We start from the raw sequence: 16,217 nt of genomic DNA, 5'->3' as shown, positions 1-16,217 counted from the left end.
GTGAGCTTGTGCCGGCCCCCTGGACCTCCACGTACGGAGGCATCGAGGGCTTCGGGGACGTGGCGGTGCAGTCGAGCGGACAGGTGGCGTTCGTGGCCACGTCGTCGTGGGACATCCTCGTGGCGCGGTTCGACCCGAGCGGTCAGCCCCTCTGGGCGAGGCGCTTCGGTGACGAGAACTACCAGCAGGCCACGGGCCTCGCGGTGGATGGCGCGGGCAACATCGTCATCACGGGGGATTACTGGGGCTCGCTCGACTTCGGTGGAGGTCCCCTGCCCTGCCGTGGTGAGCCGGGCGTCCCGAGCGCGTTCCTGGCGAAGTTCGACGCGCAGGGCACGCACGTCTGGAGCCGCTGCTTCGGGGACGGCGGACAGCAGCAGACGGGCTCGCTCGTCACGGCGAGCAACGGCGACGTGCTGGTGAGCGGATACTTCGAGCGCTTCATCGACTACGGCACCGGACCGATACCCGGGACGGGTGCGCTGAATCAGTTCGTCGCGAGGCTCGCCGGAGACACCGGTGCCCTCGTCTGGCACAGCCAATACGAAGCGGGCACGGCCACCGCGCTCACGTCGTTGGCGCTGGATGCCCAGGACAACCTCTACCTCAGCAGCGGCTTCCTGGACGTGCTGTCGGTCGCCGGCATGCCCTGGCTCACGACGCCGGGCTTCAACGTCTACGTGATGAAGCTGGACGCGCATGGCCTGCCCCTCTGGGCGAAGGGCTACGGCGAGCTGCGGAGCCAGACGCTCTGGCGGCTGGCCGCGGACCCTCAGGGCCAGGTCGTCGCGACGGGCGCATTCATCGGCACGGTGAACCATGGCGGCGGACCGCTCTTCAGCGCGGACGGTGACGTGTTCGTCTCCGCGTTCGACGGTGATGGCAACAACCGCTGGAGCCGGAGCTTCGGCGGGGCCGGGTTCGACTGGGCCTACGACGTGGACGTCGACCCCCTGGGCAGCCCCGTGGTGACGGGCACGTTCACCAGCCGCATCGACTTCGGTGACGGGCCCCTGACGAGCGCGGGAGGCGATGATGTCTACGTGGTGAAGCTCGGTCGTGACGGCGAGACCTGGTGGAGCCGAGGCTTCGGCGACCTGCGCAACCAGTCCGCGATGCGCGTCGCCACGGCGGGCCGACGGGATGTCGTCCTGTGGGGACGGCTGCTCGGCACGTTGGACTTCGGCTCGGGTCCGGTGACGGGGATGTCGCCCACGGACTCGTTCCTGACGCGCGTGTCGCCGGAGTAGACGCGAACCGCTCAGCAAGCGTCAGGTCGGGAGGGCCACACCGAGGAGAGCTCCTCCGCGCGTGGCAGGCCCTCCACCGCGCCGGGCTTCTCGACGACCCGCGCCCCCACGGCGCACGCGAAGGTCGCCAGCACCACCAGCTCCTCGCGCGTGGCGGACTCCAGCGCACGGGTGCCGCCGTACCAGCGCACCAGCCCGTGCAGGAGCCCCGCGACGAAGCCATCCCCCGCGCCCGTGGTGTCGACCACCCGGGTTCGAGGCGCCGGCACGTGGACGTCCTCGCCCTTCCAGCGAAACAGCGCGCCCCGCTCGCCGAGCGTCACCACCGGCAGCCTCACGCCCATGCCAGACAGTCGCGTGAGCGCCTCCTGGGGGGACTCCGTGCCGGTGACGAAGCCGATCTCCTCCTCGGACAGCTTCACCACGGTGCACAGCGGCAGCATCCGCGCGAGCAGCGTCTTGAGCTGCGTGGGCTCCTCCCACGCGTGCAGCCGCAGGTTCGGATCACAGCTGACGATGCGGTCCGCCTCGCGCGCCAGGCCGAGCATCCGCACCGTCGCCAGTTGGGCATCCTCACGCTGCAGGGAGTTGGAGCCGCAGTGCACCGCGCGGGCGCGCAGCAGGAAGTCCGCGTCCACGTCGGTCTGCCCCAGGAGGAACTCCGCGGAGCGGGTGCGGAAGAAGGTGAAGCTGCGCTCCCCTTTCGCATCCAGGGAGATGAACACCAGGCCGGTGCGCGCCTCCGTCGTCTGTCGCAGGTGGCTCACGTCCACGCCCTCGCGGGACAGGCTGTCCTTGAGGAAGTGGCCGAACTCGTCCGAGCCCACCACGCCGAGCATCGCCGGCTTCAGCCCCAGCCTCGCCAGCCCCACGGAGACGTTGGCGGGAGAGCCACCGGGACACGGGTGCCACGCGGGCACGTCGCGCACGCGCTTGCCCTGCTCGGAGGGAAGGAAGTCCACCAGCGTCTCACCGAAGCACACCACGTCCAGCGGCGACTCCTGCCCCTCGCTCATGTGACCCCTCTCGTGTGACGGCTTCGGACCCGCGTCAGTCCAGCCCCACCTGGGCCATGAAGTCCACGCTCTTGAGGCGTCGTCCCAGGTGGTGGGCGATGAAGACGTTGAGCAGTCCGCGCGCGCGGGCACGAAGGTCCGCGGGAAGCGGCGTGCGGGCCCCTTCCTGGAGCGCTCGCAGCCCGGACAGCAGCGCGGACGGGACGAGCACCGCCTCCCGAGCACGGGCGCTGCACGGCTCGCACACCGCGCCCCCGTGCGCCTGGTCGAACCGGGGCCGCTCACCGGGCGCTCCGCCACACAGCGAGCACGCATCGAAGCGCGGCATCAGGCCCGCGTGGGCCAGCGCCGCCAGCTCGAAGGCCAGGAGCGACGTGGGCCCCGCCTCCTTCGCATCCAGGCGGCCCAGGTAGCCCTCGAGCAGGATGAAGAGCTCCGGGTGCGGTTCGTGGTCGCGCGTCAGCTCGCGGCACAGCTCCACCGCGTACAGGGCCCGGGCGATGAGCGACAGGTCCTCGCGCGCGGCGTAGTACCCGGCGACGATGTCCGTGGAGTCCAGCCGCACCGTGGAGCCGCGCGTCTCGACGATGTGCACGCGCAGCCGCATGAACGGCTCCAGCGCGCCCGCGAAGCGCCGCTTGCTCTTGCGCGCCCCCGCGGCGAAGGCCGTCAGCTTCCCATGCTCGCGCGTCAGCAGCGTGACGAGCCGGTCCGACTCGCCGTAGTCCACGGTGGACAGCACGAGCGCATCGTCGTCGTAGCGCTCCATGGCGTCATTCAACGCGCGAGCGGAGAAGGAAGCTTCCCGCTCAGCACGAGGAACACGTAGAGGCCCAGCGCCAGGGCCACCAGGAGGACGGACAACCCCACGTAGGCTCGCTTGCGGCGCTCCTGCTCCAGCTGCGCGGGCGACGGCGCCGGCACCGAGCGGTCCACCTCCTCGTACCGGAGGATGGCCTCCTCGGGGGACAGGCCAATCACCTGGGCGTAGGCCTTGATGTAGTTCACCACGAAGATGCGCGAGGGCAGCCGCTCCACCTGCCCTGCCTCGAGCGCGGCGATGAGCGTCGGGGGAATCTTGGTCTCTCGCGCGACATCCTCGCGAGACATGCCTCGAAGCTCCCGCTGCTGGCTGAGGTACTTGCCGAAGTCGACGTGGTCCACGGTGCGCCCAGATAGCAGAAGACTAGAGCTTTTCGAGCAGCCTTCGGCAGTCGTCCTTCAGCTCCTGTTCTCCCGCCTTCGCCTTGGCCTCGCAAGTGGAGAAGGCCTGCCGGGCCCCTTCCGCCTGCCCCTGCTTCGCCAGGCACACGCCCTCGCGCATGTGGGCATCGGCCGCGTCCGGGCAGTTCTCGCGGTAGCGGGAGAAGTTACGGCACGACTCGTCCAGCTTGCCCGTCTCGTCGAAGATGATGCCCAGGTTGCGGTAGCCCATGCAGAAGCCGGGGTTGGTCGTCACCGCCGCCTTGAGGCTCCCCACGGCCCGCTGCGTGTCGCCCTTCTTGTAGAAGGCCCAGCCCATGTTGCCCTGCGCGATGTACGGCGTCACGTAGAGCATGTCGTTGAGGACCTGCTCGTACAGCTTGATGGCCTCGTCGTAGCGCCCCTGGTCCAGGTGCACGTTGGCCAGGTTCGTGCGGGCCTCGGAGAAGGTGGGACGCACCTTCAACGCGCGCTCGTAGTGGCCAATGGCCTCGGCCGGGCGCGCGAAGACGAGGTGCAGCAGGATGCCGATGGCGTTGTTCGCCTCCGGATAGTCGGGATCACTCTCCAGCGACACCTGCAGCTCGCGCAGCGCGTCCTGGACGTGGCCTTGCTGCTGGGCCTGGAGCGCCAGGTCGTAGTGGATCTCCGCCTTGCGGCGCTCCTTCTCCGTGGGGACATGGGCACAGCCGGCGAGCGCGAGCACGAGCGCGAGTGGGCGGAACGCGGAGGCGAAGCGGAGCATGGGGCGGTTCTCGACGACGGGGGTGAGCAAGACTCAGAAGGCCGCGAGGAAGCGGCCCAGGGTGGTGGTGACGTTCTTCTTCTCTTCGGCGCGAGCCTTCACCGCGGGCACCAGCGTGGGGTCCTTGAAGAAGACCGGCAGCGTCTTGAGCCACTCGTCCTGCTGCTCCGGGGGCTGACCGCGCCAGTTGGCGTCATCCATCATGAAGCCGAGCGACTCGACGAAGGCGAGCGCGTCCGACTCGTCCTCGCGGTACTCGTCCGCCGTCGTGTTGCGGCGGCCGGACAGGTACACCGCGCAGTCCTCGGCCTCCGCCAGGTAGAGGTACACGAAGACGGCCGCGCCCTGCCCTCCGCGCAGCCCCACGACGAACGCCTGCGCCGGCCCGGCCTGCTTGCCGGGGATGGCCACGTGCGGCGTGTTGAGCGAGGTGTGCAGCGCGAGGATCTGCTCGCGCGTCGCGGGAAGGCCGCGGTAGCGCTCATCCAGGTTGAACACGTCGTGTCTCCGAGAGTCTCGCCCCTCAGCGCGTGGTGAGGGTGAACTCCTGCGTGATGTCCTTCGACTCCGCCGCCGACGTCTGGAAGCGGATGAGCGGGTTGTCGATCATCACGTTGCCACCGCCCTCGTTGCCCTCGCCAATGATGACCCGGAACAGGTGCTTGGGCGAATCGCTGCGCTTGGAACCGGTGGAAATCTTCCGGGCCATCAGCATCACCTGGTTCGCCCCGGGCTTGAGGTGCTGGGTGATGTCCGCGACCACCTGGTCCTCGTTGCCGCGCAGCTTCCGCAGCCACCGGGAGTTCACGTACACGTCGATGTCGTACTCCGTCATCCCGGGCACCGTCTGCTCCGTCACCAGCCAGTAGCGCTGGGTGATGCGCGTCGGCTGGGTGGCCGCGGCCACCGTCGGCTGCGCCGAGGCCATCCCCGCCGTGGGTACCGCCTGCGCCGCCGGAGCCGCCGTGGCGGCGCCACCCGCGGGGACGGCCTGCGCGGCGCTCGGCGTGGGGACCGCGGCCTGGGCGGGAGCCGCCGGAGCGGGCGTCGTCACCGTCGAGACGCGGTAGCCCGCCGCCTCGATGTGGACGTTGCCGGACTCGTCGATGCGGACGGTGGCCTTCTCGAACTTCTGGTTGGTGACGCCGTCGATCAACACGCCGTTGAGATAGACGGAACCCGCCAGGGTGCTCAGCGGGGCCAGCGCCACCAGGGTGGCGACGAGCGCCGCGCGCGAAAAGGGACGATGCATGGGTTCACTCCTCGGAATCTCCAACATTCCCGGGCACTTGCAACGCTTAGCGCACCCTGGGGACCGGGACAAGGCGCACATGCCTCCGCTTGGAGCGGCCATGGCGCGGCGAGATTCACACGGGGTGTATCAAGGCGTGGGGACGGCGTCCGCCTCGCGCTGGGCGAGCGCCCAGTCTCCGCCCAGGCCATGGCCCTCGCGGAAGCGGCGGAAGTCGCGCCGGACGGCCCGGGGGTAGCGCCGGAAGCGGTCCAGCTCGCCCTGCTTGATGGCATTGCGGATGCGGGTGGGGCCGGCGTTGTAGGCCATCAGCGCCAGCTCCAGGTCGCCGCCGAAGCGGTCCTGCAGCGAGCGCAGGTAGCGGATGCCCAGCCGCACGCACAGCGCCGTGTCGGCCGTCACCTCTTCCCGGGAGAGGCGAAGGCCCTCCTTCTCCGCCAGGAAGTGGAGCGTGCTGGGCTTGATCTGCATCAGCCCCCGCGCGCCCTTCTCGGACACCGCCTCCTCGGCGAAGTCCGACTCCACGTCGATGAGGGCCAGCACCAGGAGCGGATCATACCCCGCCGTCCGGGCCTCCTCGGCGATGGCGTTGCCGAGCTGCCGGCGCAGGGTGAGGCCCAGGCCCGGAGCGCGCCGCGCGAGCACGAGGTCGATGAGGGACGCCTCCGGAGAGGGGCTCTCGGCGACCACGCGCTCGGACAGGACAGGCTGGACCGAGCGCTCCTCCAGCAGCGGCACCAGCCGCGCGGACACGACGAGCGCCACCCCCGCCAGCAGGGGGAGTCGGGAACAGCCTGAGCTCAGAGCGTGGAGAGATTCGAAGAAACGCGTCGCGAACGACCTCCCGCCCGTGGGGGCGGGAGAAGTCACTTGCGTTGCTCCAGGGCCTGGATGCGCTCGGCCACGCGCTCCAACCGGGAGCCGAACGCCTGGAGCTCCTCGCGACGGGGTAGCTTCATCCGGGTGAGGGCCGTGCGAACCCGGTCCTCCACGTTGTGCTCCAAGTCCCTACGGTGGCCGGCCAGGCGGTCCGAGAAGGCCTGGGCCTGGCGCTTCACCTCGTCCTGGCTCCAGCCGGCCACGGACGCCACCTTCTGCACCGCGCGGGAGGCCTCCTCTTCGGCCGTGCTGACCGCGAGGAGCGCCTGACTCCAGATGCGCTCAAAAGTTTCCGCGACAGGGTTCTTCTCTCGGGGGGCCTCGGGCTTGTTGTCCAATGGGTCTCTCCGGGAGGGGGTGTACCAGACCCGTGGGCCTGGAACAGTCGAACGGACCTGCCACGTAATCACACCCCCGGGGTGAAGGAAACGAGAACGAGCCCCCTCCCCTGCCTCATGTCCACTCGTGGAGTGGGAAGGGGGCACCATGCGTCAACCACCCGTCGCTGTTCAGGCGCGGGGAGAGGAGTCCGTGCCCTTCGAGGCACCCGAGCGTCGGATGGGCTTCAAGAGCGAGTCCACCTTGCGCGACAGCTTGGACAGCTCCTTGTTGAGCTCCTGCAGCTGGGACTGGCTGGCCACGCCCACCGCGCCCACCACCTTGGTCTGCAGCCCGTCCAGGCGCTTCTTCAGCTCGGCGCCGGCCGCGTCCACCTTCTTGCCCAGCTCCTTCACGCGCGGGTCCGTCAGCAGCTCACCGGCCTGGAACTTGGTCCACAGGGCCTGGGCCTCCTTCGTGGCCTCCTGGCGGCGGGCGTCCAGCGCCTTCACCACCTTGCCCGCCTCACCCTCCAGCTCCTCGATGCGCTTCTGCGCCTGCGCGAGCTGGGCCTTGAGAAAGACCTCCACGTTGGAGAAACCGCTCTTCGCCGCCTCGGCGCTCGCGTCCACCGCGGGGGTCGTCTCCTCGTGCTTCGTCTCCGCCTGCTTCGTCGTGGCCATGTGTCGTCCTCCCCTTTTCACCCGGCATCGCCGGGCAGTAACCCAGTGAGTCAGAAACTCTCCGCGCAAAACATAACGCGGCGCGCCATGACCGTCAAGGACGACGTCCCGGAAAGCCCGACTAACTGGGTCTGAAAATGAAACCGCCGCCCCGGCACGAAGACCGGAGCGGCGGGAGGACTGCACCCAGGCTCGCCCGAGGGGCGGCCTGGCGAGCGCTAGGCGGCGCCCGTCGTCTGGGTGCCTTCCGGACGGGGAGCCGGAGCGGACAGGGGCCCACCATCGCCGTGGGCACCGGCCAGCGCGGCCTCCATCTCGTTGACCTCGTCGGTCGGGCTCTCCACCTCGATGTCGAGGTGCTTGTAGTTCGGCAGACCCGTACCGGCGGGGATGAGCCGACCCATGATGACGTTCTCCTTGAGGCCGCGCAGGTAGTCCACCTTGCCGTTGATGGCGGCCTCGGTGAGCACCTTGGTGGTCTCCTGGAAGGAGGACGCCGAGATGAACGACTCGGTGGAGAGCGAGGCCTTGGTGATGCCGAGCAGCAGCGGCTCACCCACGGCCGGGCGCTTGCCCTCGGCCATGATCTTCTCGTTCTCCTCCTCGAACACCCACTTCTCCACCTGCTCGTCGACCAGGAAGTTGGTGTCGCCCACATCCGTGACGCGCACCCGGCGCAGCATCTGCCGGACGATGGTCTCGATGTGCTTGTCGTTAATCTTCACGCCCTGGAGGCGGTAGACCTCCTGCACTTCGTCCACCAGGTAGCGCGCGAGCTCCTTCTCGCCCAGCACCTTGAGGATGTCGTGCGGGTTGGCCGCGCCGTCCATCATCGCCTCGCCGGCCTTCACGCGGTCGCCGGAGTGGACGCTGATGTTCTTGCCCTTGGAGATCAGATACTCCTTGGCCAGGTCCGTGCGCTGCTCGCCGTTCACCTCGGGGGTGATGATGAGCTTGCGCTTGCCCTTGGTGTCCTTGCCGAACGACACCACGCCGTCGATCTCCGCGATGGCCGCGGCATCCTTCGGCTTGCGCGCCTCGAACAGCTCGGCCACGCGGGGCAGACCGCCCGTGATGTCCTTCGTCTTGGTCGTCTCGCGCGGCACCTTGGCGATGACCTCGCCCGGGTGGATCTCATCGCCGTCGTTGACGGTGATGATGGAGCCCTGCGGCAGGAAGTAGCTCGCCGGGTTGCGGGACGAGGGCAGGTCCTTCGTGTTGCCCTGGGCGTCGCGGATGGAGACGCGCGGACGCGCCTCCGGGTCCTTCGACTCGATGACCGTCTTACGCGACAGACCCGTCACCTCGTCCAGGGTCTCGGACATCGTCACGCCTTCGATGATGTCCTCGTAGCGCACGGTACCGCCCACCTCGGTGAGCAGCGGGATGGCGAACGGATCCCACTCCGCCAGCAGCGTGCTCGCCTCGATGCGCTGGCCTTCCTTCACCAGGATGCGGGCGCCGTAGATGACCTGGTAGCGCTCGCGCTCGCGGCCGGAGTCGTCGACGACGACCAGCTCGCCGTTGCGGTTCATCGCCACGAGCGTGCCGTCCGTCTTCTGCACCGTGATGAGGCCCGCGAACTTCACGCTACCGGCGTACCGGTTCTCCAGGCTGGACTGCTCCGCGCGCCGCGTCGCCGCACCACCGATGTGGAACGTGCGCATCGTCAGCTGCGTACCCGGCTCACCGATGGACTGCGCCGCGATGACACCCACGGCCTCGCCCACGGACACCTTGCGGCCACGCGCCAGGTCACGGCCGTAGCACTCCACGCAGATGCCGCGCTTGGCCTGGCACGTGAGCACCGAGCGGATCTTCACCTTGTCCAGGCCGCTGTTCTCGATGCGGCGGACGCGGTCCTCGTCGATCTCCTCGTTGGCGCGCACCAGCACCTCGCCCGTGACGGGGTCGAGGATGTCGTCCAGGGCCACGCGGCCCAGGATGCGCTCGCCGAGCGGCTCGATGATCTCGCCACCCTCGACCAGGGCCCCGATGAACAGACCGTCCATGGTGCCGCAGTCGTACTCGTTGATGATGGCGTCCTGCGCCACGTCAACGAGACGGCGGGTGAGGTAACCGGAGTTGGCCGTCTTGAGCGCCGTGTCCGCCAGACCCTTGCGGGCGCCGTGCGTGGAGATGAAGTACTGGAGCACCGAGAGACCCTCGCGGAAGTTCGCGGTGATGGGCGTCTCGATGATTTCGCCGGACGGCTTCGCCATCAGTCCGCGCATACCGGCGAGCTGACGGATCTGCTGGGCGCTACCACGCGCGCCCGAGTCGGCCATGATGTAGATGGGGTTGAACGACGGCTGCTTGCGCGACTCCCGCTTGCCGTCCTTCTCCCGCGAGGCCTCCTCCTGGGAGATCTGCTGCATCATCTCCTGGGCGACCTTCTCCGTCACCTCGGCCCAGATATCGATGACCTTGTTGTAGCGCTCGCCGTCGGTGATGAGACCCTCGAGGTACTGGTTCTCGATCTCCGACACCTCCTTGCCCGCGTAGTCCAGGAACTCCTGCTTCTTCGCGGGGATGATCATGTCCTTCAGCGCGATGGAGATACCGGCGCGCGTGGCGTTGAAGTAGCCGAGGCTGCGGATGCGGTCCGCGAGCAGCACCGTCTCCTTCTCACCCGTCAGGCGGTAGCAGAGGTCGATGAGGCCGCCGAGCGACTTCTTGTCGAGCACCTTGTTGATGGCGTCGAAGCCCACGCGGCGGGGAACCACCTCCCACAGCAGGACACGGCCGACGGTGGTCTCCTTGCGCTTGCCGTCGATGCGGCAGACCACCTTCGCCTGCAGGTGCACCTCGCCGTGGTCGTACGCGGCGCGGACCTCGTCGGGCGAGCTGAACACGCGGCCCTCGCCGTTGGCGAACTCGCGGGCTCGGGTCATGTAGTAGATGCCGAGCACCATGTCCTGCGTCGGGACGATGATGGGCTTGCCGTTCGCGGGGCTGAGGATGTTGTTCGTCGACATCATCAGCACGCGGGCCTCCATCTGAGCCTCGATGGAGAGCGGCACGTGCACGGCCATCTGGTCACCGTCGAAGTCGGCGTTGAACGCCGCGCAGACGAGCGGGTGCAGCTGGATGGCCTTGCCCTCGATGAGCACGGGCTCGAAGGCCTGCATGCCCAGGCGGTGCAGCGTGGGCGCGCGGTTGAGGAGCACCGGGTGCTCGCGGATGACGTCCTCGAGGATGTCCCAGACCTCGGGACGCTCCTTCTCCACCATCTTCTTCGCCGACTTGATGGTGGTGACGTAGCCCTTCTCTTCGAGCTTGTTGTAGATGAACGGCTTGAACAGCTCGAGCGCCATGATCTTCGGCAGGCCGCACTGGTGCAGGCGCAGCTCGGGACCGACGACGATGACGGAGCGGCCCGAGTAGTCCACGCGCTTGCCGAGCAGGTTCTGACGGAACCGGCCCTGCTTGCCCTTGAGCATGTCGGACAGCGACTTGAGCGGGCGCTTGTTGGGGCCCGTGATCGTCTTGCCGCGGCGGCCGTTGTCGAACAGCGCGTCGACGGCCTCCTGCAGCATCCGCTTCTCGTTGCGGATGATGATGTCCGGAGCGTTGAGCTCCTGCAGGCGCTTGAGACGGTTGTTGCGGTTGATGACGCGGCGGTACAGGTCGTTCAGGTCGGAGGTCGCGAAGCGGCCACCGTCGAGGGGAACGAGCGGGCGCAGGTCCGGCGGGATGACCGGAATCACGTCCAGCATCATCCACTCGGGCTTGTTGCCAGAGACGCGGAACGCCTCGGCCACCTTCAGGCGCTTGGCGTACTTCTTCCGCTTCGCCTCGCTGGTGGTCTCGCGCATGTCCTTGCGCAGCGCCTCGGACAGCTTCTCCACGTCCAGGCCCTTGAGCATCTCGCGGACGGCCTCGCCGCCCATGCCCGTGGTGAAGGAGTCCTCACCGTGCTCCTGGTAGAGCCGGTGCATCTTCTCCTCGCTGATGAGCTCACCGGCCTGCAGCGGCGTCGACTTGGGGTCGAGGACGATGTAGCTCTCGCAGTAGAGGACCTTCTCCAGCTCCTTGAGCGTGATGTCGAGCAGGTTGCCGATGCGGCTGGGCAGCGACTTGAGGAACCAGATGTGGGCCACCGGCGTGGCCAGGGTGATGTGACCCAGGCGCTCGCGGCGGACCTTCGACTGGATGACCTCCACGCCACACTTCTCACACACCACGCCACGGTGCTTCATGCGCTTGTACTTGCCGCAGTTGCACTCGTAGTCCTTCACCGGCCCGAAGATGCGGGCGCAGAACAGGCCGTCACGCTCCGGCTTGAACGTGCGGTAGTTGATGGTCTCGGGCTTCTTCACCTCACCGTGCGACCACTGGCGGATCTTGTCGGGCGACGCCAGCGCGATGCGAATGGCGTTGAACGACAACGGGTCCTTCGGCTTCTCGAAGAAGTTGAAAATGTCCTTCACGTTGCCTCCGAAATCTCGTGAGGCGTCCCCCGTGGGGAACGCCAGCTGATTCGGGCCCCCGCCCCGGACCCGGCCGCGCCCACCCCCTCACGGGGTGGCGGGCGGCCGGTCAGGCGGGCGCGCCGGCTCTAACTCAGGCCTCGGTCCCGGTCTTGCGCTCCTCGCCGTCACCGCCGCCGAGGAAGTCGCCGCCGAAGCTGCGCTGCCGCTCCGGGGGGGCGCTCTCGAGCAGCTCGACGTCCAGCGCGAGCGACTGGAGCTCCTTGAGGAGCACGTTGAACGACTCGGGCAGGCCGCTCTCCAGGACGTTGTCGCCCTTGACGATGGCCTCGTACATGCGCGTGCGGCCCACCACGTCGTCCGACTTGACGGTGAGGAACTCCTGCAGCGTGTACGCCGCGCCGTAGGCCTCCATCGCCCAGACTTCCATCTCGCCCAGACGCTGACCGCCGAACTGCGCCTTGCCGCCCAGCGGCTGCTGGGTGACCAGGGAGTAGGGCCCGATGGAGCGCGCGTGGATCTTCTCGTCCACCAGGTGGTGCAGCTTGAGCATGTACATCACGCCCACGGTGACGTTCTGGTCGAACGGCTCACCCGTGCGGCCGTCGAAGAGCACCATCTGGCCCGTGCGGGGCAGCTTGCCCTCGTCGAGCAGCTGGTGGATCTCCAGCTCCTGGGCGCCGTCGAACACCGGCGTCGCCACGTGGATGCCGCGCTTGGAGCGACGGCACAGCTGGCGGATCTCCTCCTCGTCCAGCTTGTCGAGGAACGCCGCGAACGGGGTCTCCGCGCCGTAGATGACCTTGAGGCGCTCCTTGATGGCCTCCGCGCCCCAGTTGTCCTCCACGTAGCGCTGCAGCGCCTCGCCGGTGCCCTTGGCGGCCCAGCCCAGGTGCGTCTCGAGGATCTGCCCGATGTTCATGCGGCTGGGAACGCCGAGCGGATTGAGGACGATGTCCACCGGGCGGCCGTCCTCCAGGTAGGGCATGTCCTCCTCGGGGAGGATGCGGGACACGACGCCCTTGTTTCCGTGGCGGCCGGCCATCTTGTCGCCCACGGCCAGCTTGCGCTTGATGGCGACGTACACCTTCACCATCTTGATGACGCCCGGAGGCAGCTCGTCGCCCTTCTTGATGCGGGCGATCTTCTCGCCGAAGGCCAGCTTCACGGCCTCCTTCGTCTCCTCCAGGTTGCGCAGGATGTCGCGCACGCGGGAGTCGAGCGGGTCGCCGACGGAGATCTCACCCCAGTACTTGTAGGGCACCGTGGCCAGCAGCGCGTCGTCGAGGATGTCCCCCTTCTTCAGGAGGATCTTCCCCTTGTCGTCCACGAGCTTGCCCTGGACCTCCTTGCCGCGGACCAGCGCGCGGATGCGGCCGATGGCGCTGTCCTGGAGGACCTTGATCTCGTCGTTCTGGTCCTTGAGGAGCTTCGCCTCCTCCATGGACTCGATCTGCTTGGCGCGCTCGTCCTTCTCCACGCCCTTGCGGCTGAACACCTTGGCGTTGATGACGGTGCCCACCACGCCCGGGGGCACGCGCAGGGAGCTGTCGCGCACGTCGCCGGCCTTCTCGCCGAAGATGGCTCGCAGGAGCTTCTCTTCGGGAGACAGCTGGGTCTCGCCCTTCGGGGTGATCTTGCCCACCAGCACGTCGCCGGGCTTCACCTCGGCGCCGATGCGGATGATGCCGCTCTCGTCCAGGTCCTTGAGGGCCTCCTCACCCACGTTCGGGATGTCGCGGGTGATCTCCTCCTTGCCCAGCTTGGTGTCGCGCGCGATGCACTCGAACTCCTCGATGTGGATCGACGTGAAGACGTCGTCCTTGAGGATGCGCTCGCTGATGAGGATGGAGTCCTCGAAGTTGTAGCCCTGCCACGGCATGAACGCGACGACCACGTTCTGCCCCAGCGCCAGCTCGCCCGTCTCGGTGGCCGGGCCGTCGGCGATGACGTCACCCTTCCGGACCTTGTCGCCCTTGCTGATGATGGGCTTCTGGTTGAGGCAGGTGTTCTGGTTGGAGCGCTGGTACTTGAGCAGGTTGTAGATGTCGACCTCGCTCGACACGTCGCTCAGCGAGGCCGGCACGTCCGCCTTCACCACGATGCGGCCGGCGTCCACGCTCTCCACCGTGCCGTCACGGCGCGCGACACACGTCACGCCCGAGTCGCGCGCGACGATGGCCTCGATGCCCGTGCCCACCAGCGGAGCGCTGGTGCGCAGCAGCGGAACCGCCTGGCGCTGCATGTTCGAGCCCATGAGGGCGCGGTTGGCGTCGTCGTTCTCCAGGAACGGGATGAGCGACGCGGCCACCGACACCAGCTGGTTCGGCGACACGTCCATCAGGTCCACGTCCTCGGCGCGCGCCTGGACGAACTCACCGCCGCGGCGGCTGGACACGAGCGCGTTGACGAACTTGCCCTTCTTGTCCGTCTCCGCGTTCGCCTGCGCGATGGTGTGCTTCTCCTCCTCGAGCGCCGAGTAGAAGGCCACGTCCGTCGTCACAACGCCCGCGTCGACCTTGCGGTACGGCGTCTCCACGAAGCCGAACTCGTTGACGCGCGCGTAGGTGGACAAGGACGCGATGAGACCGATGTTCGGACCTTCCGGCGTCTCGATGGGGCAGATGCGGCCGTAGTGCGTCGGGTGGACGTCGCGGACCTCGAAGCCCGCGCGCTCACGCGTGAGGCCGCCGGGCCCGAGCGCGGACAGACGACGCTTGTGCGTGACCTCGGACAGGGGGTTCGTCTGGTCCATGAACTGCGACAGCTGGCTGGACCCGAAGAACTCCTTGATGACCGCCGTGACGGGCTTGGCGTTGATGAGGTCGTGCGGCATGAGCGTCTCGATCTCCTGGAGGCTCATGCGCTCCTTGATCGCCCGCTCCATGCGAACCAGACCGATGCGGTACTGGTTCTCGAGCAGCTCGCCCACCGCGCGCACGCGCCGGTTGCCGAGGTGGTCGATGTCGTCGATGGTGCCCTTGCCGTTCTTCAGATCGATCAGGTAGCGGATCACCTCGAGGATGTCCCGCTTGGTGAGGATCTGCCCGTCGAGCGGCTCCTCGAGGCCGAACTTGAAGTTCAGCTTGAGGCGACCCACCTTGGACAGGTCGTAGCGCTCGGGGTTGAAGAACAGGTTCGTGAACAGGTTGATGGCCGTCTCGGGCGTCGGCGGATCGCCAGGACGCAGACGACGGTAGATCTCCATGATGGACTGCTCGGGCGTCTCGAGCTTGTCCAGCATGAGCGTCTCACGCAGGTAGGGGCCCACGTTGAGGTTGTCGATGAAGAGGACCTTGAACTCCTTGATGTTGCGCTTGAGGAGCTCGTCCACCTTCTCCTGCGAGACTTCCTCGTTGCACTCGAGGATGACCTCGCCGGTGTTCTCGTCCACCACGTCGTACGCGGACACCTTCGTGAAGAGCTCGTCCGCGTCGATGGGGAGCGTCTTCATCTTCGCCGCCTCGAGCTTCTTGATGGCGACGCGGGTGAACTTGCGGTTCTTCTTGACGATCAGCTCACCCGTCTTCGTCTTGATGTCGCGGGTGGCGCGCTGGCCCGGGAGCAGCTCCAGCTCGACGCTCTTCTCGAAGTCCGTCGCGCTCTGGAGGTAGATGGTCTCCGTGGCGTAGTAGTAGTTGAGGATCTCCTCGGTGGAACCCTTGAACTCCAGCGGGTTCTTCTTCGCGGTGTCGCTGACGGCGCCCAGGGCGCGGATGAGCACCGTGGCGGGCAGCTTGCGGCGCCGGTCGATGCGCACGTACAGCAGGTCCTTGTGGTCGAACTCGAAGTCGATCCACGAACCGCGGTAGGGGATGATGCGCGCGTTGTAGAGCAGCTTGCCCGACGAGTGGCTCTTGCCCTTGTCGTGGTCGAAGAACGCGCCCGGGCTGCGGTGCAGCTGGCTGACGACCACGCGCTCCGTGCCGTTGATGATGAAGGTGCCGTTCTGGGTCATCAGCGGGATTTCCCCGAAGTAGACCTCCTGCTCCTTCACGTCGCGGATGGACTGCGCGCCGGTCTCCTCATCCTTGTCCCACACCACCAGGCGGACGACGACCTTGATGGGCGCGGAATAGGTCATGCCACGCTGGTGGCACTCATCGACGTCGTACTTCGGCTTCTCCAGGTGGTAGCTGACGAACTCCAGCGACGACGTCTCGTTGAAATCCCGAATCGGGAAAACCGAGTTGAAGACACCCTGAAGGCCGATGTCCTCACGCTTCTCCGGGGCGATATCGGCCTGGAGGAACTTCTCGTAGGACTGCTTCTGGATGTTGATAAGATTGGGAATGTCGATGATCTTCGCGATCTTCGCGAAGGTCTTCCGCACGCGGAAATTGTTCTGGATCTGCGTCGGCATTCTGGCTCCGGGGACGGCTGCTCGGGCGGGGCAAACTTCAGTAACGCGCGGCGGCGCCGGGAAATTTGCAACGGT

The 16,217-nt window shown here is 67.5% G+C and carries 12 protein-coding genes; 1 reads left to right on the top strand and 11 read right to left on the bottom strand.

Annotated features, from left to right (window positions below):
* Nucleotides 1-8: 8 nt before the first annotated feature.
* The gene (locus AC6JA9_RS18950; RefSeq protein ID WP_497960349.1) at nucleotides 9-1,250 is read left to right on the top strand and encodes a hypothetical protein; all 1,242 of its coding nucleotides are present in this window, start codon (nucleotides 9-11) and stop codon (nucleotides 1,248-1,250) included.
* Between the two features lie 11 nt (nucleotides 1,251-1,261).
* Here the strand turns inward: AC6JA9_RS18950 and AC6JA9_RS18945 are convergent, their stop codons facing one another.
* From AC6JA9_RS18945 to rpoB, 11 genes are all read right to left on the bottom strand, one after another.
* Complete coding sequence (locus AC6JA9_RS18945) at nucleotides 1,262-2,266, bottom strand: carbohydrate kinase family protein (RefSeq protein WP_497960347.1); 1,005 nt, start codon at nucleotides 2,264-2,266, stop codon at nucleotides 1,262-1,264.
* Nucleotides 2,267-2,300: 34 nt separating this feature from the next.
* Nucleotides 2,301-3,035 (bottom strand): DNA repair protein RecO, encoded by a 735-nt coding sequence (recO, locus tag AC6JA9_RS18940; RefSeq protein ID WP_141326210.1) that lies wholly within the window; start codon nucleotides 3,033-3,035, stop codon nucleotides 2,301-2,303.
* An 8-nt stretch (nucleotides 3,036-3,043) separates the two neighbouring features.
* Complete coding sequence (locus AC6JA9_RS18935; RefSeq protein WP_223751559.1) at nucleotides 3,044-3,430, bottom strand: helix-turn-helix domain-containing protein; 387 nt, start codon at nucleotides 3,428-3,430, stop codon at nucleotides 3,044-3,046.
* A gap of 22 nt (nucleotides 3,431-3,452) precedes the next feature.
* On the bottom strand, nucleotides 3,453-4,214 hold the full coding sequence (gene tgl, locus AC6JA9_RS18930; protein WP_141326208.1) for a social motility TPR repeat lipoprotein Tgl: 762 nt from the start codon (nucleotides 4,212-4,214) through the stop codon (nucleotides 3,453-3,455).
* Nucleotides 4,215-4,247: 33 nt separating this feature from the next.
* Nucleotides 4,248-4,712 carry a hypothetical protein gene (locus AC6JA9_RS18925; RefSeq protein ID WP_046713319.1) on the bottom strand — a complete coding sequence of 155 codons (465 nt, stop codon included), beginning with the start codon at nucleotides 4,710-4,712 and terminating at the stop codon, nucleotides 4,248-4,250.
* A 25-nt stretch (nucleotides 4,713-4,737) separates the two neighbouring features.
* Entirely contained in the window at nucleotides 4,738-5,466 is a 729-nt protein-coding gene (locus AC6JA9_RS18920) for a hypothetical protein (RefSeq protein WP_223751557.1), read from the bottom strand.
* A 129-nt stretch (nucleotides 5,467-5,595) separates the two neighbouring features.
* Nucleotides 5,596-6,336: a lytic transglycosylase domain-containing protein gene (locus AC6JA9_RS18915; RefSeq protein ID WP_141326206.1), complete on the bottom strand. Its 741-nt coding sequence runs from the start codon at nucleotides 6,334-6,336 to the stop codon at nucleotides 5,596-5,598.
* On the bottom strand, nucleotides 6,333-6,683 hold the full coding sequence (locus AC6JA9_RS18910; RefSeq protein ID WP_141326205.1) for a phasin family protein: 351 nt from the start codon (nucleotides 6,681-6,683) through the stop codon (nucleotides 6,333-6,335). Before AC6JA9_RS18910 ends, AC6JA9_RS18915 begins: the two co-directional genes overlap by 4 nt.
* Before the next feature lie 171 nt (nucleotides 6,684-6,854).
* A complete protein-coding gene (locus AC6JA9_RS18905) occupies nucleotides 6,855-7,346 on the bottom strand; it encodes a hypothetical protein (protein WP_223751556.1) in 492 nt (163 codons plus the stop codon).
* Between the two features lie 218 nt (nucleotides 7,347-7,564).
* Nucleotides 7,565-11,779: a DNA-directed RNA polymerase subunit beta' gene (rpoC, locus tag AC6JA9_RS18900; protein WP_141326203.1), complete on the bottom strand. Its 4,215-nt coding sequence runs from the start codon at nucleotides 11,777-11,779 to the stop codon at nucleotides 7,565-7,567.
* A gap of 133 nt (nucleotides 11,780-11,912) precedes the next feature.
* Entirely contained in the window at nucleotides 11,913-16,142 is a 4,230-nt protein-coding gene (gene rpoB, locus AC6JA9_RS18895) for a DNA-directed RNA polymerase subunit beta (protein ID WP_223751555.1), read from the bottom strand.
* Nucleotides 16,143-16,217 lie beyond the last annotated feature (75 nt).

Source organism: Myxococcus sp. MH1 (assembly GCF_059738865.1).
This window is presented reverse-complemented; position numbering and strand designations above follow the sequence as displayed.

Coding starts and splice junctions, on each gene's coding strand:
- AC6JA9_RS18945 (WP_497960347.1), bottom strand. CDS start 2,266: ATGAGCGAGGGGCAGGAGTCGCCGCTGGACGTGGTGTGCTTCGGTGAG.
- recO (WP_141326210.1), bottom strand. CDS start 3,035: ATGGAGCGCTACGACGACGATGCGCTCGTGCTGTCCACCGTGGACTAC.
- tgl (WP_141326208.1), bottom strand. CDS start 4,214: ATGCTCCGCTTCGCCTCCGCGTTCCGCCCACTCGCGCTCGTGCTCGCG.
- AC6JA9_RS18920 (WP_223751557.1), bottom strand. CDS start 5,466: ATGCATCGTCCCTTTTCGCGCGCGGCGCTCGTCGCCACCCTGGTGGCG.
- AC6JA9_RS18905 (WP_223751556.1), bottom strand. CDS start 7,346: ATGGCCACGACGAAGCAGGCGGAGACGAAGCACGAGGAGACGACCCCC.
- rpoB (WP_223751555.1), bottom strand. CDS start 16,142: ATGCCGACGCAGATCCAGAACAATTTCCGCGTGCGGAAGACCTTCGCG.